Origin of the sequence: Amycolatopsis sp. NPDC049252 (assembly GCF_043197175.1) — a bacterium.
In the GTDB taxonomy this organism is placed as follows: domain Bacteria; phylum Actinomycetota; class Actinomycetes; order Mycobacteriales; family Pseudonocardiaceae; genus Amycolatopsis.
This window is the reverse complement of record NZ_JBICSQ010000004.1, coordinates 362,362-382,482: the sequence shown is the minus strand read 5'-3', so window position 1 is coordinate 382,482 and position 20,121 is coordinate 362,362. Positions and strand designations below refer to the sequence as shown.

20 protein-coding genes are annotated in these 20,121 nt (G+C 71.1%); 4 read left to right on the top strand and 16 right to left on the bottom strand.

Going from position 1 to position 20,121, the window contains the following annotated elements; genetic code table 11:
• The first annotated feature begins 97 nt into the window (after positions 1–97).
• Positions 98–1,129 carry a hypothetical protein gene (locus ACGFMK_RS09585; protein WP_392760001.1) on the top strand — a complete coding sequence of 344 codons (1,032 nt, stop codon included), beginning with the start codon at positions 98–100 and terminating at the stop codon, positions 1,127–1,129.
• 3 nt (positions 1,130–1,132) lie between these two features.
• Here ACGFMK_RS09585 and ACGFMK_RS09580 read toward each other — a convergent pair whose 3' ends face one another.
• The 3 genes from ACGFMK_RS09580 to ACGFMK_RS09570 are packed head-to-tail and all read right to left on the bottom strand — an operon-like array spanning position 1,133 to position 4,179.
• Positions 1,133–1,789: a response regulator gene (locus ACGFMK_RS09580; protein WP_392759999.1), complete on the bottom strand. Its 657-nt coding sequence runs from the start codon at positions 1,787–1,789 to the stop codon at positions 1,133–1,135.
• Complete coding sequence (gene macS, locus ACGFMK_RS09575) at positions 1,786–2,922, bottom strand: MacS family sensor histidine kinase (protein ID WP_392759997.1); 1,137 nt, start codon at positions 2,920–2,922, stop codon at positions 1,786–1,788. The genes ACGFMK_RS09580 and macS overlap by 4 nt, the downstream gene beginning before the upstream one ends.
• 3 nt (positions 2,923–2,925) lie before the next feature.
• Positions 2,926–4,179, bottom strand: coding sequence for an AI-2E family transporter (locus ACGFMK_RS09570; RefSeq protein WP_392759995.1), 1,254 nt, complete (start codon positions 4,177–4,179; stop codon positions 2,926–2,928).
• A gap of 205 nt (positions 4,180–4,384) precedes the next feature.
• Between ACGFMK_RS09570 and ACGFMK_RS09565 the strand changes: the two genes are divergently transcribed.
• On the top strand, positions 4,385–5,314 hold the full coding sequence (locus ACGFMK_RS09565; RefSeq protein WP_392759993.1) for a hypothetical protein: 930 nt from the start codon (positions 4,385–4,387) through the stop codon (positions 5,312–5,314).
• Between the two features lie 211 nt (positions 5,315–5,525).
• Positions 5,526–8,684: a beta strand repeat-containing protein gene (locus ACGFMK_RS09560; RefSeq protein WP_392759992.1), complete on the top strand. Its 3,159-nt coding sequence runs from the start codon at positions 5,526–5,528 to the stop codon at positions 8,682–8,684.
• Between the two features lie 90 nt (positions 8,685–8,774).
• On the opposite strand, the gene ACGFMK_RS09555 is transcribed toward ACGFMK_RS09560, so the two are convergent.
• A complete protein-coding gene (locus ACGFMK_RS09555) occupies positions 8,775–9,539 on the bottom strand; it encodes a dioxygenase (RefSeq protein ID WP_392759991.1) in 765 nt (254 codons plus the stop codon).
• Between the two features lie 208 nt (positions 9,540–9,747).
• Here ACGFMK_RS09555 and ACGFMK_RS09550 point away from each other — a divergent pair, with 208 nt between their 5' ends.
• Positions 9,748–10,200 carry a MarR family winged helix-turn-helix transcriptional regulator gene (locus ACGFMK_RS09550; protein WP_392759989.1) on the top strand — a complete coding sequence of 151 codons (453 nt, stop codon included), beginning with the start codon at positions 9,748–9,750 and terminating at the stop codon, positions 10,198–10,200.
• Here ACGFMK_RS09550 and ACGFMK_RS09545 read toward each other — a convergent pair.
• From ACGFMK_RS09545 to ACGFMK_RS09490, 12 genes are all read right to left on the bottom strand, one after another.
• Entirely contained in the window at positions 10,193–10,738 is a 546-nt protein-coding gene (locus tag ACGFMK_RS09545; RefSeq protein WP_392759988.1) for a TetR/AcrR family transcriptional regulator, read from the bottom strand. The two genes, ACGFMK_RS09550 and ACGFMK_RS09545, sit on opposite strands and share 8 nt — an antisense overlap.
• A 366-nt stretch (positions 10,739–11,104) precedes the next feature.
• The gene (gene dnaB / locus ACGFMK_RS09540; RefSeq protein ID WP_323325756.1) at positions 11,105–12,511 is read right to left on the bottom strand and encodes a replicative DNA helicase; all 1,407 of its coding nucleotides are present in this window, start codon (positions 12,509–12,511) and stop codon (positions 11,105–11,107) included.
• A 508-nt stretch (positions 12,512–13,019) separates the two neighbouring features.
• A complete protein-coding gene (locus ACGFMK_RS09535; protein ID WP_392759985.1) occupies positions 13,020–13,808 on the bottom strand; it encodes an ESX secretion-associated protein EspG in 789 nt (262 codons plus the stop codon).
• An 88-nt stretch (positions 13,809–13,896) separates the two neighbouring features.
• Positions 13,897–15,279: a hypothetical protein gene (locus ACGFMK_RS09530; RefSeq protein WP_392759983.1), complete on the bottom strand. Its 1,383-nt coding sequence runs from the start codon at positions 15,277–15,279 to the stop codon at positions 13,897–13,899.
• 1 nt (position 15,280) lies between these two features.
• Positions 15,281–15,886, bottom strand: a complete 606-nt coding sequence (locus tag ACGFMK_RS09525) for a DUF3558 domain-containing protein (protein WP_392759981.1) — start codon at positions 15,884–15,886, stop codon at positions 15,281–15,283.
• The gene (locus ACGFMK_RS09520) at positions 15,883–16,239 is read right to left on the bottom strand and encodes a hypothetical protein (protein WP_392759980.1); all 357 of its coding nucleotides are present in this window, start codon (positions 16,237–16,239) and stop codon (positions 15,883–15,885) included. The genes ACGFMK_RS09525 and ACGFMK_RS09520 overlap by 4 nt, the downstream gene beginning before the upstream one ends.
• 127 nt (positions 16,240–16,366) lie before the next feature.
• Positions 16,367–16,822: a 50S ribosomal protein L9 gene (gene rplI, locus ACGFMK_RS09515; RefSeq protein WP_323325143.1), complete on the bottom strand. Its 456-nt coding sequence runs from the start codon at positions 16,820–16,822 to the stop codon at positions 16,367–16,369.
• Between the two features lie 11 nt (positions 16,823–16,833).
• A complete protein-coding gene (rpsR, locus tag ACGFMK_RS09510; RefSeq protein WP_003098744.1) occupies positions 16,834–17,082 on the bottom strand; it encodes a 30S ribosomal protein S18 in 249 nt (82 codons plus the stop codon).
• Positions 17,083–17,124: 42 nt separating this feature from the next.
• A complete protein-coding gene (locus ACGFMK_RS09505) occupies positions 17,125–17,649 on the bottom strand; it encodes a single-stranded DNA-binding protein (RefSeq protein ID WP_392759978.1) in 525 nt (174 codons plus the stop codon).
• A 17-nt stretch (positions 17,650–17,666) separates the two neighbouring features.
• Positions 17,667–17,996 (bottom strand): 30S ribosomal protein S6, encoded by a 330-nt coding sequence (gene rpsF, locus ACGFMK_RS09500; RefSeq protein WP_323325134.1) that lies wholly within the window; start codon positions 17,994–17,996, stop codon positions 17,667–17,669.
• Between the two features lie 123 nt (positions 17,997–18,119).
• A complete protein-coding gene (locus tag ACGFMK_RS09495) occupies positions 18,120–19,040 on the bottom strand; it encodes a hypothetical protein (RefSeq protein WP_392759976.1) in 921 nt (306 codons plus the stop codon).
• Between the two features lie 91 nt (positions 19,041–19,131).
• A complete protein-coding gene (locus ACGFMK_RS09490; protein WP_392759974.1) occupies positions 19,132–19,974 on the bottom strand; it encodes a hypothetical protein in 843 nt (280 codons plus the stop codon).
• Positions 19,975–20,121 lie beyond the last annotated feature (147 nt).

Here is a 20,121-nt window from a genome sequence, read left to right as displayed (position 1 = left end):
CCACGATGGTAGAACCGGATTCCACCAGGGAGATCGGGGGAAAACCCTGAACGGACCCGCAATTCGCGCGGCCGCGTCCATCGCGGCGCTCCTGCTGTTGGCCGGGTGCACCGGCGACGAGCCCGCGCCGCCGCCGGCCCCGGCGACGACCAGCGCGCCGCCGACCACCGCGGCCGCCCTGCCCGAGGGGCTCCAGGGAGTGGCCGCCACGGGTGGCATCGGGGTGACCGCGCTCCTCCACACCACCGGCCCGACCCTCTTCGACGCCGACCGAGGACCCGTGGCCGGCCCGCCCGGTTACCCCGGCGGCGACGTCGGGATGGACGCCGTCCGCGTCGGCAAGTCCGTCGTCTTGATCGCCTACACGCGCGGCGAGAACGTCACGGACCCGTTCGAGGTCTTCGGCTACACCGGCCCGGCGAGCCCACCGCGGTCGCTCGGCCGCGCCTGGTCGGTGGCGCCCGGGGCCGACGGCGAGAGCGTGTGGACGATCCGGCAGGACGCGCCGGACAGCTGCCGGCTCCAGCACGTGAAGCTCGACGGCGGCGAGCTCGGCCACGGCCAGTCCGCGAGCTGCCGCACCCAGGTCCGCGGCGAGAGCCGGCACGGCCTGCTGATCAGCATCAACGCCGACGGCGCCGAGTCGACGGACGCGCTCATCGAGCCGGGGACCGGCCGCACGGTCCAGCAGGCCCCGCGCATCCTCGCCGTCGCCGGGGACTGGATGCTGCTCGACGGCCTCACCGACCTCACCCTGGTCGACCTGCGGGACAACAGCCGCAAGAAGCTCAGCCGGCCGGCGATCGGGGCCGCGCCGACCGTGGTGCCCTCACGGGAAGGCACCCTGTTCGCCGCCGACTTCGCCGTCCCCTCCTACCGGGCGACCGCCACGCAGCTGCGCGACATCTGGCTCCTCCGCCCGGACGCGCTGAAGTGGGAGCACGCGCCGGGGATGCCGTTCGTCACCGAGCACCTCAAGGACGGTGGCGGTTTCGACTGGAGTGAGCAGGGTGACCTCGTGCTCGCGGACGGCGTCCTCGCCGCCTGGCACCCGGGCGAACCGACCTGGCGGCTGGGCAAGGCCACGCTGCCGGAGGGCGACTGGGGCGGCGTCACCGTGCTGCCCTGAGCCCTACTCTTCGTCGAGGCCGTGCTCGATCGCGTAGCGGGCCAGCTCGACGCGGTTGTGCAGCTGCAGCTTCCGCAGCGTCGACTGGACGTGGTTCTCGACGGTCCGGTGCGACAGCACGAGCCGTTCGGCGATCTGCCGCGCGGTGAGCCCCTTCGCGACCAGGCGCAGGACGTCGGTCTCGCGCTCGGTCAGCCGCGGCGGCTCGGCGCCTTCGGCGGGCGCGTCGGCCATCCGCCGGTACTCGCCGAGCACCAGCCCGGCCAGGCCCGCGGTGAACACCGGGTCGCCGGCGGCGGTGCGGCGGACGGCGTCCACCAGCTCGGCCGCGGACGCCGACTTGACCAGGTAACCGGACGCGCCGGCCTTCACCGCCTCCAGGACGTCCTTGTGCTCCCCGCTCGCGGACAGCACCAGCACCCGCGTCGACGGCAGGGCCGCGGTGATCTCGCGGGTGGCGTCGACCCCGGAGGTGGTGCCGAGGTTGAGGTCCATCAGCACGACGTCCGGTGCCACGGTCCGCGCGATCCGCAGCGCGGCGGCGGCGTCCGGCGCGGTCGCCCGCACGTCGAAGCCGTGTTCGGTCAGGTCACGGGCCACCCCGTCGCGCCAGATCGGGTGGTCGTCGACCACCATCACCGAAATCAGCGGCTCGCTCATGACTTTCCTCTGGTGCTCGGCACCTTGACCTCCCACTCCGTGCCCCGGCCGGGGCCGGTGTCGAGGGACGCGCTCCCGCCGAGGTCGCGCACCCTCCCCCGGATGGATTCCACCACGCCGAGGTGCCCGTTCGCGGCCGCTCGCTCGAGAACGCCGTCCGGAATGCCCGGTCCGTCGTCGCGGATGCTCACCACGACGTCGGCGCCGAGGTCCTCCAGCAGCACCCACGCGTGCGCGCCGGGGCCCGCGTGCTTCTCGACGTTCGCCAGCGCTTCGCGGGTGACGGCCACGAGCTCGTCGGTGACGTGCGCCGGCAGCTCGACGTCGTCGGCGGGGGTCGAGACCTGCACCGACGGCGTCGCGAGCAGCTGCAGGGCCGTGCGCAGGCTCGTCGTGCCGGTCTCGCTCGGCCGCAGCGGTTCCGTCGTCACCAGCGACCGCAGGGCGATCTCCTGCTCGCCCGCCAGCTTGGCCAGCTCGGCCGCTTCGCCGCCGACCTCGTTGCCGCGCTTGCGGACGCGGGCCAGCACCTGCAGCACGCTGTCGTGGATCGACCGCGCCAGCCGTTCACGCTCGGCCGTCGCCGCTTCCTTCCGCAACGCCTGCGCCAGGCGGGTCGCGGCCTGCCTGCTCAGCGTCGCCGCCATCCCGACCAGCAGCCCGGCGGCCGCGAGCAGGACGCCGTCGCGGGCGACGTCGAGGTCGAACTTCTCCCGCGCGAGCCCGGTCGCCACCCCGACGACCAGGCCGGCGAGCACCCCGCCGACCGCGCCGAAGCGGGCGCCCGCGGCCACCGGCGGCACCGCGGCCCAGACCGTGGTGATCAGCGGGACGCTCTGCGCGAACTGCGCGTCGCTCAGCACAAGAGGGGAAGTCAGCAGCAGCCCGGTGCCGACCACGACGTCGGCGACGACCAGCCACGGCGGCCGCGTCCGCTCGCGCAGGTACAGCACGCTGATCACGACCGACCAGGCCGCCATCGCGCCCAGCAGCGTCCAGGCCAGCCACTCACGCCGGTAGTGCTCGTGCTGCACGACGACCGTGCCGCAGGCGAACGCCCAGGTGAGCACGCGGAACGCGTTCACGCCGCGCCACAGCGGCGTGATCGGGTCCGGCGTCCGCGCGGTGGCCATTCCTTACTTTTCGTCCTTGTTCACGGCCGTCGCCGCGCGGGCGTTCTTTTCTTCGTCTTCTTCGTCGTCTTCACCGATCGTCGGCACCTCCGCGTCGGGCGTCCCGGGTTCGGCGTCGTTCGGCTGCGCGGCCTGGTCCTTGAGCACGTCGACCTCGGCCGGGTCCGGGTTCCGCTCGTGCAGCAGCGACCGGACGCCGGCGTTCAGCACGGCCAGCAGCGGCACGGCCAGCAGCGCGCCGGCGATCCCGCCCGCGACCAGGCCGGCGGTGATGGCCAGGACCACGGCCAGCGGGTGCAGCTTGACCGCCCGCCCGAGCAGCAGCGGTTGCAGGATGTGGCTCTCCAGCTGCATCACGCCGATCACGATGGCCAGCACGATCACGGCACCGATGAACCCGTTCGTCACCAGCGCGATCAGGACGGCGACACCGCCGGTCAGCACCGCGCCGATGATCGGGATGAACGCGCCGATGAAGACCAGCGTCGCCAGCGGGATGACCAGCGGCACACCCATGATCCACAGGCCGACGCCGATGCCGACCGCGTCGACGACGGCGACCGCGGCCGTCGCGCGGACGTAGCTGACCAGGGAGGCGAACCCGCGGCGCCCGGCGACGTCGACCCGGTTGCGGACCCGGCCGGGCACGGCGCGGACCAGGAACGTCCAGATGCCGTCGCCGCCGCTGAGGAAGAAGATCGTGATGAACAGCGTCAGCAGGAAGCCGGTGAGGATCTCGCCGACGGTGCTCGCCGTGGTCAGCGCCGTCGTGGTGATCGACGCCTGGTTGTTCTGGATGAAGCCGATCGCCTGGTTGATGAAGTCCTGGATCTGCTCCTGCCGCAGGTGCGGCGGCCCGTTCAGCAGCCAGTTCTTGATCTGGTCGAGGCTCGCGTTCACCTGCTGCTGCAGCTGCGGCAGGCCGGAGGAGAACTGCGTGATGACGAACGTCAGCAGCCCGCCCAGCACGGCCAGCCCGGCGATCAGGACGATCGCGGTCGCCAGCCCGCGCGGGAACTTCAGGGCCACCAGCTTCTGGACGGCCGGCGCGAGCAGCGCCGAAACCAGGAGGGCGATGGACAGCGGGATGACGACGACCGAGAGGTAGCCGATCACCCACACCACCGCGTACAGCGCGGCGACGATCACGATGAACCGCCACGCGAGCGCGGCGCTGATGCGCAGCCCCCGGGGGATCAGTCCCGTGATGTCCTCGTGCTCCGGCAGGAACGGGTCTTCTCCTCGCGCGTGGCTCACCGCCACACCGTAGCGGCTGAGCCGCCCTATTTGCCCGACTGCCAGCCGTGATCACTGATCGTCAGTTCGGAATACACCGTGTGTTCTTCACACGATGGGGGCATCAAGTCGTTTCGAGGGTGCGCGTCACGCCCCGTGTTTGCTTAGGTCGCTACCGCAACGTTATGTGGCAGTCGAACCAGAACACGCACACAGGAGACGACGAGTGGCGAACACCGCGAAGAACGAGGGGCAGGGCGCACCGCGCTCGCGCCGTCTCGTGTCGCGTGCGCTCCTCGTCGTCGGTGGCGCCATCGCCGGCACCGCCGCGGCGTGGCTCGTTTCCGGTGCGACCGCTTCCGCCGACATAGTCGACGCGGGCACGGCTTCCGTTACGCCGGCCACCGACGCGACGGTCGGCAGCCTCGGCGACGTCTCGCACGTCCCCGGTGACGTCGCCGATGCCGGTTCGCCCCAGGACATCACGTCGTGGAGCAGCCCCCGCGTCCTCGAGCACGAGGCCTCCGAGCGCGTCAGCGACTCGGTCTCGGACCTCACCGAGGACGCCGTCGTGAGCCCGGTCCACCGCACCCTCGGCGCGTTCGAGCACATCGCCCGCAAGCCCGAGGACACCCGCCAGGTCATCGAAGAGACTATCGCCCCCGAACCGGCGAAGGACTTCGGCCGCCAGGTGTGGCAGCTGCTCGACCCGGCCGGCAAGGGCGACCTGGTCCCGCTTCCGCAGCTCCCGGGGCTCGCCCCGGTCGAGCAGGAGCCGGTGACCGAGGGCGTCGGCCAGACCACGGACACGGTCGCCGTCTCGACCGTCGAACTCCCCGCCGCGTTGCGAGCCGCGCTCGCGATGCCGACGGGTGTCCAGCAGGGCGACGTCACCGGTGCCGCGGGCGAGTCCCGCGACTCGCACCGTGATCTGCCGTCGTCGCCGCTGGTTCCGGTGCAGCTTCCGGCCGCACCGTCCATCCCCACCGCCCCGGGTGGCAGCTCTGCCCCCGGTGGCCACCTCGACGGCTTGAACTTCGGCGTCCCCTCGTGGGTCTCCGCTGCCGTCAGCGATGCCGCCGCCAGCGCTTACCGCGGCGGCCTGCGGCACACGCCGCGCACCCCGGGCACGCAGCCCGGTGTCACTCCTGACTGAAACACCTCCCTCCACGGGTAGCTGACGCGCCCAAGTCCGTCTTCATCTGACGGCATCCGCGTCCGCACGAATCCCCCGTGGCACGGCGGTGCGCTTTGTTGCGCCCGCAAGAAGTTCCTTCCCTCCCGGTGCGGCTCGGACTCCGTTTCGACTTCGACGAGCGCACCCCCATAAGCCCGTAAGGGAACCCGAAATAAAGGAGAAACACCCCATGCAGACGTGGGCAAAGCGCGGACTCCAGACCGCGCTGGTCACGGGTGGTTTGCTGATGCTGGGCACCGGCATCGCCTCGGCTGACGAGAACGTCAACCCCGACTCCCCGGCCTCCCCGCTCGACCTGAACGTGACGGCTCCGATCTCGGAAGCCAACAACGCGGTCGGCACCCCGTTCGGCCAGCTGGACCTGCCCGCCGGGCAGACGGAGCTGAGCACCAAGCCGGTCACCAAGGCCGCGAACGAGGCCGTCAAGCAGCTCGACGAAGCGAGCCCGATCAGCCAGAGCACCCTCGGTGGCGCGACCAAGGCTGACGGCGCGGGCGCCTTCACCCCGGGTCACAACAACCTCAAGGGCAACAAGGTCGCCGGCGACGTCGTCGTCCCGATCCAGATCGTGGACAACGCGATCGGCGTGATCGGCGACGCGCACGTCGACGGCACGGACCACTCGCAGACCTGGAGCCACAACCAGGACGTCGCGACCGACGGCTCCAAGTCCGGCCTCGCCGGCAACGCCGTGGTCCTCGACTGGGCGCTCCCGGTCCAGATCGCCGGCAACTCCGGCGGCGTGGCGGGCGGCTCCGGCGCGGTGCACGGTGGCTCGGCCAGCCAGAGCACCACCGAGACCGGCAACATCGACACCGACGGCACCGGCTCCGGCCTGTCCGGCAACGTGGTGGCCGGCCAGTTCGCCACCCCGGTCCAGGTGACCGGCAACGCCGTTTCCTACCTGCTCGGCAACGCGTACAGCCAGTACGACGCCGACTCCGACGCCACCTCGGGTGGCTCGATCAAGTCCGCCGGTGACGGTGGCGCGGGCTCGGGCAACATCGTCGGTGCGCCGATCGCCCTGCCGGTGAAGTTCAACGGCAACGCCGGTGGCGTGTGGGGCTCGGACGCGGACACGCTGTCGAACTCGTCCGCCGACGCCAAGGCCGGGGACACCCGCGAGGGCTCGCTGGGCATCCCGACCTACGAAGAGACGAGCGGCAACGACTCGTTCCTCGACGGCAACGCGGGCGCCGTTTCGCTCTCCCCGATCGCCAACGTCGCGGGTGTCGCGGCGTCGTGGATCGGCAACGCGGCCACCGGTGGCGCGACGGGCCGCGACGGCGACCAGACCCAGGGCGGCAGCTCCTCCAGCACTGTCGACTCGGGTGGCTTCGTCAAGACGGCGGGCGACGGTTCGGGTGCGGGCGGCAACGTCATCAACCCGTCGGTCGCCCTCCCGGTCGAGGCGTTCGGCATCGGCGGGACCTACATCGGCAACTCGCACGCCAGCCACGACAACACCACCGACGCCAACGCGGGCAACGGCAGCTACACCAAGGGCAACGACGCCGTCCTCGGTGGCAACATCGTCAACACCCAGGCCGCGGGCGCGCCCGAGGTCTACGGCATCGGCGGCAGCCACATCGGCAACGCCTCCGGCACCTCGACCGAGGACAAGACGGTCACCGCCGGGGCGTACGACGGCTCGCAGGGTGACAACTCGTCCGGCTCGGGCAACGTCGTCCAGGTGCCGGTCGCCGTCCCCGCCGAGGTCTTCGGCGTGGGTGGCTCCTTCATCGGCCAGGGCTCCGGCTCGGCCGAGGAGACCAAGGTCGTCTCGGGCGGCGGCGGTGGCAGCACCAAGGACGACAACGGCTTCCTGAGCTCCAACCTGGGCACCGTCCCGGCGTCGCTCCCGGTGCAGGTCGCCAACATCGGCGGCGCCTTCATCGGCCAGGGCCACGGCAAGGGCTCGACCGACACCACCTCCAACGCGGGTGGCGACGTCAAGGCCAACGGCCCCGCGGGTGCGGGCGCCGGCAACATCGTCGAGGCTCCGGTCTCCCTGCCGGTGCTGGCCGCCGGCTCGGGTGCGGCCCTCGGCGGCATCGGCACCGGTGAGAACGACAACATCACCGACTCGTCGGCGGGTGGCGACGCCCTGACCGACGGGCAGGACGGCGCGATCGCCGGCAACATCGTGAAGGCTCCGTTCGCGGGTGCCGCGCAGCTGTTCAGCGACGGCGTCGCGGGTGCGGCCCTGGGCCACGGCACCGGCACGAGCGACACGGTGTCCTCCGCGGGTGGCGACGCCACGACCAACGGTGACCGCGGTGCGATCGCCGGTGACATCGTCGGTGTCGACGGGGTGCCCGTCGCGCAGATCTTCGGCGACGCGGTGAGCGCGGCCGGCGTCTCCAGCGGCAACGGCATGAACACCACCACCGTGACCAACGCGGGCGACGACACCACCTCCGGTGTCGAAGGCGCGCTGGCCGGCGACATCCTGGACATCCCGGTGACGGCGATCGCCCAGCTGTTCGGCGACGCGGTGGCCGTGGGCGGCGTGGCCCACGCGAACGGTGACAACGTCCTCACCACGCAGAACGGCGGCGAGCCGGTCACCGAGGGTGACGGGTCGAGCCTGTCGGGCTACAACTTCTACCACGACCTCGTGGTGCCGGTGCAGATCTTCGGGGTTCCCCTGGAGCTGATCGGCAACGCGACCGCGGACGCGACCGACATGACCAGCATCGACGGTGACGCCGCGGACGCTTCCGAGGCCATCGCGAACCCGGTCGAGGGTTCGGAGCTGGGCGCCGGCGAGCTGCCGTCGCTGACCGGGCTGGCCAGTGGCCTGCCGACGGCGGGGCTGCCCACCCAGGGCCTGCCCGCGCTGCCGACGGCCGTTCCGGCCCAGCGTGCCGACGTGCCGGTGAGCGACCCGATGTCCGGGATGCCGCACCTGCCGACCCCGGGGCTGCCCGTCGCGGGTGGCCTGCCGGGCCTGAGCAGCCTCTCCGCGCTGGGTGGTGCCCTGCCCGGGCACGGCACCGAGCGTGCGGACCTGCCGACCGGTGGTCTCCCGGTGCACGTCCCGGCCCTGAGCGGCGGCCTGCTGCCCACCCTGCCGGCCGTCCCGGCCCTGGGTGGCGGCGTCCCGACGCTGCCCGTCGCGCTCCCGGTGACCCCGGCCCTGCCGGCGAACCCGCAGCTGCCCGCCGCCCCGACGACGCTGCCGGCCGCGCCGGCCGCGTTGCCGGTGAACGCGAAGCTGCCGGTGCTGGACAGCGCGGCCCCGGCCGCGCAGGTGCCGGCCATGTCGGGCCTCGACTCGACCGGCTTCCTCGCGAAGCTGCTGGGTCTGGTCAAGCGCAAGTAGTTCCCGCAGTAACTGAATAGACTCTCCCTCCCTGGAGACGACGAGCCCCAGGAGCCAGCGCCGGCTCCTGGGGCTCGTTCGCGTCCCGGGTCAGGAGAACTGGAGAGAACGCTTCGCCAGGCCGTGCCAGAACCCGTCGATCACCGTGCGCCCCTCGCCCGAGCTGGCGCCGAGGGAGACGAACAGCGGCGCGAAGTGCTCGATCCGCGGGTGCGCGAGCGCCGCCGCCGGGGCCTTGTGCCGAAAGTCGAGCAGCGTGTCGACGTCACCGCCGCGCAGCACCTCGTCACCCCAGTGGTCGAACTCGGCCGACCACGCCGGCGGCGTCCCGTCGGTGGCGCGGGCCATGCCGCTCAGGTTGTGCGTGAAGAAGCCGCTGCCGATGATCAGCACGCCCTCGTCGCGCAACGGCGCGAGCTTGCGGCCGAGGTCGAACAGCTCCCGCGGGTCGAGCGACGGCATCGAAACCTGCAGCACCGGGATGTCGGCGTCCGGGTACATCTCGACGAGCGGCACGTAGGCACCGTGGTCGAGACCGCGCTCGGGCGCGTCGTGCACTGGAGTCTCGGTCGAGCGAAGCAGCTTCTTCACCTTCGCCGCGAGCTCCGGAGCGCCGGGCGATGCGTACTTCACCTGGTAGTAGCGGTCCGGGAAGCCCCAGAAGTCGTAGACCAGCGGCACGGTCGTGGTGGCCGACAGGGTCAGCGGCGCCTCTTCCCAGTGCGCCGAGACGACCAGGATCGCGGTGGGTTTCGGCAGGTCGGCAGACCAACCGGCGAGTTGACGGGTCCACGTGGCGTCGTCGGCGAGCGGCGGCGCACCGTGGCTGAGGTAGAGGACCGGGGTGCGGGTCATCGACAGCTCCAGTGATTGAAAGTTCAACTACTAGGGTATCTGACGCCGCTGCTGCCTGGGTTATTCCTCAGCCGGCTTCGAGGTTCGCCGCACGCCGTGACACGCGCTTCGACTCGGGCGTGCGCTTTGCGTCCTTCGTCGACCTCCTCCGGCGTGCCGGCGCCCAGGATGATCGTGTTGAGTACATGTAGTTCGGAGGGGGGCAACGATGACGGACGCGGTGGCCGAGGTCGAGCGCGCGATGATCGCGATCCGCCGCAGCCAGCAACGGCGGGCGCTGAGCCGGATCGCCAAGGAGCGCGGCCGCGGCGGGCACGACCCGGTGCACGAGCTGCTCGACGTCGTCGAAGAGCTCGCCGAACGCGGCGAAGCCGGCACGGTGACGGCGCTGAGCGCGGCGATGGGGGTCGACCAGCCGCGCGCGAGCCGGCTGGTCGCACGCGCGGTCGAGCAGGGCCTGCTCCGGCGCGTGGCCGACCAGCACGACGGCCGGCGCGCGGTGCTCGTGCCGACCGAAGCCGGCCAAGCCCACCTCGACGAGCTGCACGCCTTCCGCCGCGCCGTGTTCGCCGAGGTCATGGCCGACTGGCCGGACGACGACCGGGCGAACTTCGGCCGCCTGCTGAGCGCGTTCGTCCGCGGTTACGGGCAGCTCAAGTAGGCAGGAAGACCGCGGCCGCTTCCTCGGCGAGCGTGGCGGCGTTCGGTGCGTCCGGATCGGTCTGGGCCAGGTGCAGCAGCCCGAGGATGGCCGCGTAGGCGACGCGCGCCCGGGACGTCGCCCGGTCCGGTGGCAGGCCGAGCTCGCGGTAGGTGCGAGCGAGCAGTTCCAGCCGAGCCCGGTTCACCCGGTGGACCGCGTCCCGGACCCGGGGATCGTTGCGGTCGCCGAGCAGGCTCAGGTGCACCGAAGGCGCCAGCGGCTGGACGGCTGGGACGACCGCGGTGAGCAGCTGGCGCAACCGCTCCCCCGGATCGGAGATCGCGGCGAACTCGGCGAGTCCTTCGTCGCCGTGACCGCGGACCCACACGTCGAGCGCGGCCGCGATCAGCTCGTCGCGGTTGCGGTAGTGCGCGTAGAAACTTCCCTTGGTCACGCCGAGCGTCCGTGCCAGTGGCTCGACGCTCACCGCGGTCAGGCCACCGCTCGCGATCGCGTTCAGCGCGGCCCGCGCCCAGTCCCTGGGCTGACAGGTCAAGGGGGATCCCTGGAGCGCGTTCGCCGCGTGGTCACCGGGCACGACCCCGACGACGGCTCGCCCCGCCCGGCCGAGGCGTACTACCCGCCGCGCGAAGGGTCACGCTTCATGATCAACATGATCCCGCCGGGCGAGCTGATTCCCCGTCCGGATCTCGACACCGCCGCGGCGACGGCCGAGCTGGAGCGGCGGATGCCGGGCGTGCTGGAAGCCATGGACCCGAGCGTCCCCGGGACGCACACTACCGAAAGCATCGACTACGTCGACACGGTCGTCCAGAACGGCACCCGGCACGCCTGGCGCAACCACGGCACCGAGACGTGCACGAGCGTCGCCGTCGGGGCGGACCGGGTCGCGTATGCCCCGCTAGTCGTGGGAGAGGTCGACGAAGCGGCTGTAGTGCAGCTGGTGCGCTACGACGATCGTCGCGGTCGGGCCGGCGCGGTGCTTGGCGATGATCAGGTCCGCCTCGCCGGCGCGGGGGTCGTCGCGCTCCCAGGCGTCCGGGCGGTTGACCAGGATGACGAGGTCGGCGTCCTGCTCCAGCGAGCCGGACTCACGCAGGTCGGACAGCATCGGGCGCTTGTCCGTGCGCTGTTCGGGACCACGGTTCAGCTGGCTGATCGCGATCACCGGGACCTCGATCTCCTTCGCCAGCAGCTTCATCTGCCGCGAGAACTCCGAGACTTCCTGCTGCCGCGACTCGACGCGCTTGCCGGACGTCATCAGCTGCAGGTAGTCGAGGACGACGAGCTTGAGGTCGTGCCGCTGCTTGAGCCGCCGGGCCTTCGCGCGGATCTCCATCATCGTCATGTTCGGCGAATCGTCGACGAACAGCGGCGCTTCGGAGACCTCGCTCATCCGGCGGGCCAGCCGCGTCCAGTCGTCGTCGGACATCTTGCCACCGCGCATGTCGGCCAGGCGGATCTTCGCCTCGGCCGAGAGCATGCGCATGACGATCTCGGTCCGGCTCATTTCCAGCGAGAAGATGACGCTGGTCAGACCGTGGCGGATGGACGCCGAACGGGCGAAGTCCAGACCCAGTGTCGACTTGCCGACACCGGGACGCGCAGCGACGATGATCATCTGGCCCGGGTGCAGGCCGTTGGTCAGCTCGTCGAAGTCGGTGAACCCGGTCGGGATGCCCTGGGACTGGCCGCCGCGGGACGCGATCGCGTCGATCTCGTCCATCGTCGGCTGTAGCAGCTCTTCCAGCGCGACGTAGTCCTCGCTGGTCCGGCGCTCGGTGACGTCGTAGATCGCGGCCTGGGCGCGGTCGACGACCTCGTCGATGTTCGCGCCGTCCGCGGCCGCCGCGCCGTAGCCGTACTGGACGATGCGGGTGCCCGCCTCGACGAGCCGGCGCAGCACCGCCTTCTCCGCGACGATCTCCGCGTAGAAGCCGGCGTTCGCCGCCGTCGGCACCGTCGCGATCAGGGTGTGCAGGTACGGCGCGCCACCGATGCGACCCAGCTCGCCCCGGCGTTCCAGCTCGGCGGAGATGGTGATCGGGTCGGCGGGCTCGCCGCGGCCGTAGAGGTCGAGGATGCAGTCGTAGATCGCCTGGTGCGCCGGGCGGTAGAAGTCGTCGGGGCCGAGCGCCTCGATGACGTCGGCGACCGCGTCCTTCGACAGCAGCATGCCGCCGAGCACGGACTGCTCGGCCGTGATGTCCTGCGGCGGCTGGCGGTCGAACCCGCCACCGGAGCCGGGGTCACTCGGACCCGGGTCGTTCTCCGCATACATCGGACTGCGGTCGTCGGTCAGCGCCACCGCTCCGGACACCTCCTCGTCATCATGCGAACACCCGTTCGATTATGCCGGATCTTCACTCTCGAAGCACGTGGCGCGAGTCGCGCCACCGGTCCCCTTGCGCCGTGTCCCCCGATGATCGGCGAAGACGGGCCGCGAGTCTGATCGCCACGCCGGGGCACCACCGTGAGTACAGGCTCGGCGGGGACGCTATGTCCCCCGGAAGGCCGAAAGCAATTCAGGGTGGGGACCCATCTGTGGACAACCTGGGGATGAATGGGGGTAACCAGTCACAGGTGCCGCCACAGCTGTGGACAAGTTGGGGACAAGCGTGATCGCCTTCAGTGAATCCGCAGGTCAGGGCCTGTGAGTAAGGTGTGGAGAACTTCCGCAAAACCCGTCCGGCGTGTCGCATGAAACCCGTCGCTCGGCGTGTCGTGGGCCAGCCCGGGCCCATTGAGCGTCGCGGCCTGTGGATGAATATCACGCACGGTAGAACCGTCACTCGGTGGGCTGAACGGCCGGGATGTCACGCCGCTGTGAGCCTGCCCTGTGCGCTGCGTAACCGGTCAGCGAGAACGCGCTGGTCGGCCGGGGTGAAGGCGATCCGGCTCTCGCCACGCCCCGGTACCTCTTCGGTCAGCCACCGGCCTTCCGAGGTATCGATGTAGTTCACCGGACGTTCGATGCGCTGCCACGATCCGGTGCGGCTGCGGGCCGCCACGTAGAGGCTGCCGCTGCCCATTCGGCGTAACGCGAGGATCCGCCGGAGCTCGTCGGCCTCCTGCGAGCCGTCGGCCGGCCGGTCGTTGCGCATCACGGCGAAGCCGTCGTCGTCGCGGCGGCCGGACCCCTCGAGCTGGCTCTTCGGCACCGCGAGCGGCGTCCCGCGGCCCGGGGCGAGCTTCGGGATCTGGCCGAGGAAGTCGTCGAGCAGCTCGCCGGGCCGGGTCGACTCCAGGACGACGACGTCGAGCTGCTCGTGCTTCGCGAGCACGAACGCCTCGCCGCCGGCGCTGCCGGCGAGCAGCCGGTAGCTCACCGGCTTGCCCTGGAAACCGCCGTCGACCCAGCCGTAGTACTCCAGCTGCGGCCGCGCGACGGCTTCGAGCGTCGCGACGAACCCGGGGTGCATGCCGCGCGGGCCGAACAGTCCCGCCTTGGTGAGCTCGGTGTTGACGCGCTCGTCCTCGGCGCGCTGGGCCTCGTCGCTGTACCAGGTCGGCGTCTCGGCCAGGACCGTGTGCGGCTCCCCGCCGCGGCGCCGGATCAGGTTGATCAGGGTGCCGGTCGAAAGGGTGACCTGCCTGTCCAGCACCGCTCTTCCCCCTAGTGAAGATCAGCTTGGTGAACCCGGAAAGCCGGGCGCGCCCAATCTTGGCACGCGCCCGGTGGTCCCGCGTGTGCTACTCGCCGATGACCGGCGGGGCGGTCAGCTCGTCGGTTCCGAAGATGTCGTTCGGGTCCTCGCCGAGCAGGTACTTCGACGAACGTTCCTCGTCGCCGCCGCCCTGGCCCTTCGCGCCGTGGCCCATCCCGCCCATGCCACCCATCCCGGTGGCTCCGCCGCGGCCCGCCGCCGCGCCGCCCGCGCCCATCGCGCCGCCGGCTCCGCCACCCATGCGGCCGCCGGCGCCGGACGCTCCCGCGCCACCCGGCATCGCCGCACCGGTCGCGCCGCCGGGCCCGAAGCCCGCGCTGCCACCCGGGCCGAAGCCCGCGGTGGGGTCGCCGATCCCGCCGAGCCCGCTGGAACCGCCGGGCCCGAAGCCACCGGCGCCACCGCCGCCCGAAAAGTTCGGGGCGCTCCCGGGGCCGAAGCTCGGCACGCCCGGGACGTCCGACGGCGAGAAGCCCGACGAGTGCGTGCCGTCGGAGGTGAAGTTCGGCGGGGTGTAGTTGCCGGTCGGGACCTTCGACGGGTCGTAGTTCCCGCCGCCGGGGACCTTCGACGGGTCGAAGCCCGGCACCTTGGACGGGTCGTAACTCCCGCCCGGCACCTTCGACGGGTCGAAGCTGCCGCCGGGACCGCCACCCGGGCCGCCGCCGAAGGACGGCACACCGCCCGGCCCCGGCATGTTCACGCCGCCCGGACCGCCACCGGGACCGCCGCCAGGGCCGCCACCGGGTCCGCCGCCCGGGCCGTTCCCGTTCTTGTCGTCCTTCTTCTTGCCGTTCTTGTCCTGGTCGACGTTGACGTTCTCCTGCTGCCCCTGCAGCGCGGAGTACGTCGGCATCTTCTGGCCGTTGTCGTTGCTCGCCTTGTAGTAGGTGTTGAAGGCGTCGACGTTGGCCTGGCCCTTGGTGTTGTAGTCGCGGATCGCCCGGTCCGTGTCGGTGGTCCACGGCGTCACCGCGTTGAGCAGGTTGTTCTTCGGCGGGTCCTTCGGGACCTCCTGCACCTGGGCGTGCACCGTGGTGAACGCGTTGTTCTGCTCGCCGAGGTACTTGTCGGAGTCGGTGAGCTTGGTGCCCGAGTCCTCCATCCACACCCGCAGCGGGTGCGCGCCCGCGTTCTGCGCCGCCTCGGAGCCGCCGCCGGTCCAGGCCGCGTCCATGTCCTTGGCCAGGCCGTCGATCGTGGTGAGCCGGTCCTGGTAGGCGCCCTTCAGCCGGCTCGCCGCCGCCTGGCCGTTCGAGATCGAGCCCGTGCCGGGCCCGGTGGTGATCTGGTGCCAGATGTCGTAGCAGTCGATCTTGCGATCACCCTGTACCGACGTGTGGTCGTCCGAGTGGGTGGTCGCCATGTTGTAGGCGGCGAACCCGCCGAGCAGGACCAGTTCCAGCATCTCAGCCCCCCATCAAGGTCTGGACCATCGATTCACCGAACTTCTGCGCCACCGGGCACGGGTCCGCGGCGCCGGCGCCGTTGTCGTACTGCACGAGGATGTTGACCGACAGCTCGTCGGTCACCCCGACGAACAGGCCGCACTTGCCGTCCTTGCGGTCGTCCGCCGCCGCGGCGTAGACGGCGGGGTACCCGCTCACCTGCGTCTCGTCGAAGTAGGCGTCGTTCGCCTTCGTGTCGTAGACGTCCTGGAGCCCGTTCTTGTTCGCCGTCACCGTGGTCACGTCGATCTGGTTGCCCGGGTCGGCGGCCTCCTGGAACGTGCAGCTCGGGCCGTTGGCCGTGCTGCGCGGGGTGCCGTCGCCGAGGCTCAGTGCGGAGCGCCCGGCCGCGTTGAGCGTCGCGCAGGCGTCCGAGGTGATGCTCGCGGCGTTCAGCGGGCTCGGCACCCGCGGTGCGGAGCCGGCGGCGGGCTGGGAGGCCGACTCGCTGCCGCTGGGTTCGGCGGACGGCGCCGGGTTGGCGGTGCCCCCGGTCCGGCTCGAGCAGCCGGCGACGGCGAGCACGGCGAAGGCCAGTGCCGGGACGGCGAGAAGTCGTCGGTTCACGTGGCCTGGTTCCCCGTCTTCGAAAGGCCGGCCTGCGTCTCCGACTCGTTGGTGGTGATCTTCTTCTTCGCGGCCGTCAACGCCTCGATGTAGTTCTTGACGTACTCCTGCATCTTCTTGTTCTGCTCGAGGAAGGCCTTGCCGGACGGGTTCGCGAGCTTCTCCCAGTCGCCGCTGGCGAACTCCTTGCCGGGCGCCTTGACGTTCGCCATCAGGTTGGCGTCGTCGTAGTCGCGCTTGAGGTCGGCTTGGAGGTCCTGCCACTGCTTGATGATGCCGTCGATCTTGTCGGCGTCGAACGTGAAGCCGCCACCGCCGCCGGCCGGCGCCGACATGTTGACCTCGTTACCCATCCGGATCCATCCCCTTCGCGTCCCCGCCCATTCTCCTACGACGTGGCCGTGGTGTCCGGGGTTCCCCCGAAACGCGTGAAGGCGGGCCGCCCACCAGGGGCGACCCGCCTTCACGACGTGCCAGGTGCTACTTGGCCTTGACCTCGAGCCGCACCTCGACCTTGACGTCCGGGTGGAGCCGGGCGCCGACCGAGTGCTTGCCGACGGTCTTGATGTGGTCGCGCAGCTCGATGACGCGCTTGTCGAGCAGCGGGCCACCGGCCGCCTTGATCGCGTCCACGATCTCGGCCGACGTGATCGAACCGAAGAGCTTCTTCGAGCCCTCGGCCGACTTGCCGGTGAGCTGGATGGCGCCGAGGCCCTCCAGCGTCGCCTTGATCTCCTTGGCGTGGTCGAGGTCGCGGATGCGACGGCTCTCCTGCGCGCGCTGGATCGTGCGGACGTTCTTCTCCGCGCCCTTGGTGGCCGCGATCGCGTAACCCCGCGGGAGCAGGTAGTTGCGCGCGTAGCCGTCCTTGACCTCGACGACGTCGCCGGGGCCGCCGAGGTTGGCCACGTCGGTGGTGAGGATGATCTTCGCCATCTCCGTGCCTCCTAGCGCGCGGTCGAGGTGTAGGGCAGCAGCGCCATCTCGCGGGAGTTCTTGACCGCGATGGCGATGTCACGCTGGTGCTGGCTGCAGTTGCCGGTGACGCGACGGGCACGGATCTTGCCGCGGTCGGAGATGTACTTCCGCAGCAGGTTGGTGTCCTTGTAGTCGATCAGTTCCGGGCGGCCCTTCTTCTCGGCCTTGCAGAACACGCAGACCTTCTTCTTGGGCTTGCGAATGGGTGGCTTGGCCACTGGTTACTCCTGGAATTTCAAATCTTGTGGATGTGTACGAGATCAGAAGGGGGGCTCGTCCGAGAAGCCGCCACCGCCACCGCCGCCACCGGCGGGCGGGGCCGAACCCCACGGGTCGTCGGCGGGCATGCCGCCGCCACCGCCGCGGTTGCCACCGCCGCCGCCGCCTCCGCCGCCGAAGTCACCACCGCCGCCGCCACCGCGGCTGACCTTGTTGACCTTGGCCGTGGCGTAGCGCAGCGAGGGGCCGATTTCGTCGACCTCGAGCTCGACGACGGTGCGCTTCTCGCCTTCCTTCGTCTCGAACGACCGCTGCTTCAGGCGGCCCTGCACGACGACGCGGGCGCCGCGGGTCAGGGACTCGGCGACGTTCTCCGCCGCCTGGCGCCAGATGTTGCAGCGCAGGAACAGCGCCTCGCCGTCCTTCCACTCGCCCGACTGCTTGTCGAGCGTGCGGGGCGTGGACGCGACGGTGAAGTTCGCGACCGCCGCACCGGACGGGGTGAAACGCAGTTCCGGGTCGGACGTCAGGTTGCCGATCACCGTGATGACGGTGTCTCCAGCCATCGGGAATACCCTTCGGCTCAGGCCTTGGCGGCGACGGGCGGCTTGGCCGCGGCGCGCTTGATCTCGCGACGCATGACCTTGGTGCGGAGAACGGTCTCCTGCAGCGAAAGCTGGCGGTCCAGCTCCTTCACCGCGTCCGAAGACGAGTTCAGGTCCAGCAGGGCGTAGATGCCCTCCGCGTGCTTCTTGATCTCGTACGAAAGCCGGCGCCGGCCCCAGACGTCGACCTTCTCCACGCTGCCGCCCGAAGTGCGGATGACGTTGAGGAAGGTGTCCAGCGTCGGAGCGACAGTGCGCTCGTCGAGCGTGGGGTCCAGGATGACCATTACCTCGTAATGGCGTGACACAACCACTCACCTCCTATGGGCTCGCGGTCACGGACTGTCCGTGACAGGAGGGTTTGTCCAGGTAAGGCTACCTGGGGGGTACGACAGCGCCCGACAGTGGGGTCTTCCGGGGGTCGCCGGGGGTCAGCTCGCGCGGCGCAGGACCCAGGTGCGGACGAGGCCCGCCGTGACGCCGGCGAGCACGATCACCGCGAGCAGCATCGGCAGCTGGACGTCGTTCGGGCCGGCGGGCGAGGACAGCGACTGCGCGTTGCCGGCGTCGCGGACGTCGGCGCCCTGGCCGGCCTGGTCGCCGACGCCGACCTGCGGCGCGGTGGCGTCACCGGGGAGCGTGCCGTTGGCCGGGTAGCGCACGCCCGGCGCGACGGCGGTACCCGCGGTCGCGGTGGGGATGCCGCCGTAGTCGCGCATCGGCGCGGTACCGCCGCTGCCGCCCGCGGTGCCCGGGTTCAGGTTCGAGAGGTTGCCGGTCGAGCCGCCGGGGCCGGTCGCGGTGCCGCCGCCCTGCTGGGCGCCGGTGCCGCCCGCACCCGGCTGGCCCGGCGCGACGTAGTTCGTGGCGATCGTGGTCAGGCCACAGCTCTTGGCGACGTTTGCCGAGACCGCGCTGAGCACCTCGTTCTTGGTGCCGTCCAGCACGCCGAGCCCGTTGGCGCCCTTGAGCGCGGCGGCGACGGTGCTGCCGACCGCGGTGCCCGGGATCGTGCCGCCCGCGGCGTTCGGCACCTGGCCGACATTCAGCGCGCCCTTGCCCGCGATCGTGTCGGCCAGGGAGTTCGGCCACACGGTCGCAACGGTCCAAAGGTGAGAGTTCACGTAGTCCTGTGCGCCCTTGCGGACGAGTTCCTTCACCGACGAGCCCTGGATCGCGACCGTGTCGCCCATGCTGCCGTTCACCGAGCCCGAGCAGGTGCCGGCGAGCGTCGTCGCGGCCGAGGCCGTGTCGGCGGACAGGAACGCGCCTCCGGTGACGAAGGCGGCGACAGCGGTGACGGTCAGTGCGCGGCGGGTGGTCTGCCAGGTGGGGATCTTCCGCACGAGCACTGTCCTCCGGAGGGTTATCGGGGCGCGGTCCTAGGCAACAGCAACACCAGGATCAACGACGGGGATACGTGAAAGATACTCGGCAGTCGGCTCAATTGGCAGCGGCCATCCGGCGGAGTACCCAAGTGCGGACCAGGCCTGCGCTGACTCCGGAGAGTGCCAAAACGGCGATCAAGAGCGGGAGATTCGACCCGTTCGTGAAACCGTCCTGCGCGGAGGGTAGTGCTTCGGCGCGTCCCGCGGTCTGGATTCCGGAGTTGCCGGCCGCCGGGTCGTTCGGACCGGTGAGGCCGAACTGTGGGGCGTAACCCGGGATCTGGCTGCCGTACCGGATGGCGGGTGACGGCGTGAACAACCCGGCCGTCGCGAACGGGATCCCGCTGTAGTCGCGCATCGGCGCGTAGCCGGTCCCGACGGTGAACGGGAAGCCGCCGAACACCGGGCTGCTCGCGAACCCGGGCAGGAGCGGGCTGTTGGCGTCCGGGATCGGGGTGGCGCCCTGCGGGGTGCCACCCGCCGGAGCGCCACCAGGAGTGCCCTGGGCGGGCGGGTTCTGCTGCGGGTTGCCGCCCGAGCCGGGCGCGGGCGACTGCTGCTTGCCGCCGCCGTTGATCGTGTTGAGGCCGCCGGTCGCGGCGGTGTTGAGGCCGTCGGCACCTTGGTTGACCGCGCTCGCCAGCGGCGCGCCGACCACGGGGACCGGCGACACGACGGTGTTCACCACGTTGACGGTGACCTTGCAGACCGTGTTGAGCAGGCCGCCGACGGCGGAGGTGAGCACGGTGGTCGCCTGTCCGACGATGCCCAGGTCGACGGGCAGCGGCAGGCCGAGCAGCGTGCCCTGGATCTTGTCACCGGGCTTCGCGTCCACGGTGCTGCCGCAGGGCACGGTCTTCGTCTCGGCCGCGGACGCGGTGCCGGGCAGCCCAAGCACAGCCGAACCCGCGAGGACGAACGCCGTCGCACCGACCGCCGTTGCTCTGCGTGCCCGGTTCTCCATGCTCGCCGCCCCTCGTCTCGTGCCCTCTGCCCAGGACAACGACGTTAAGGCACTCGGGTGACGCCCGCTCGCTCAGGAATG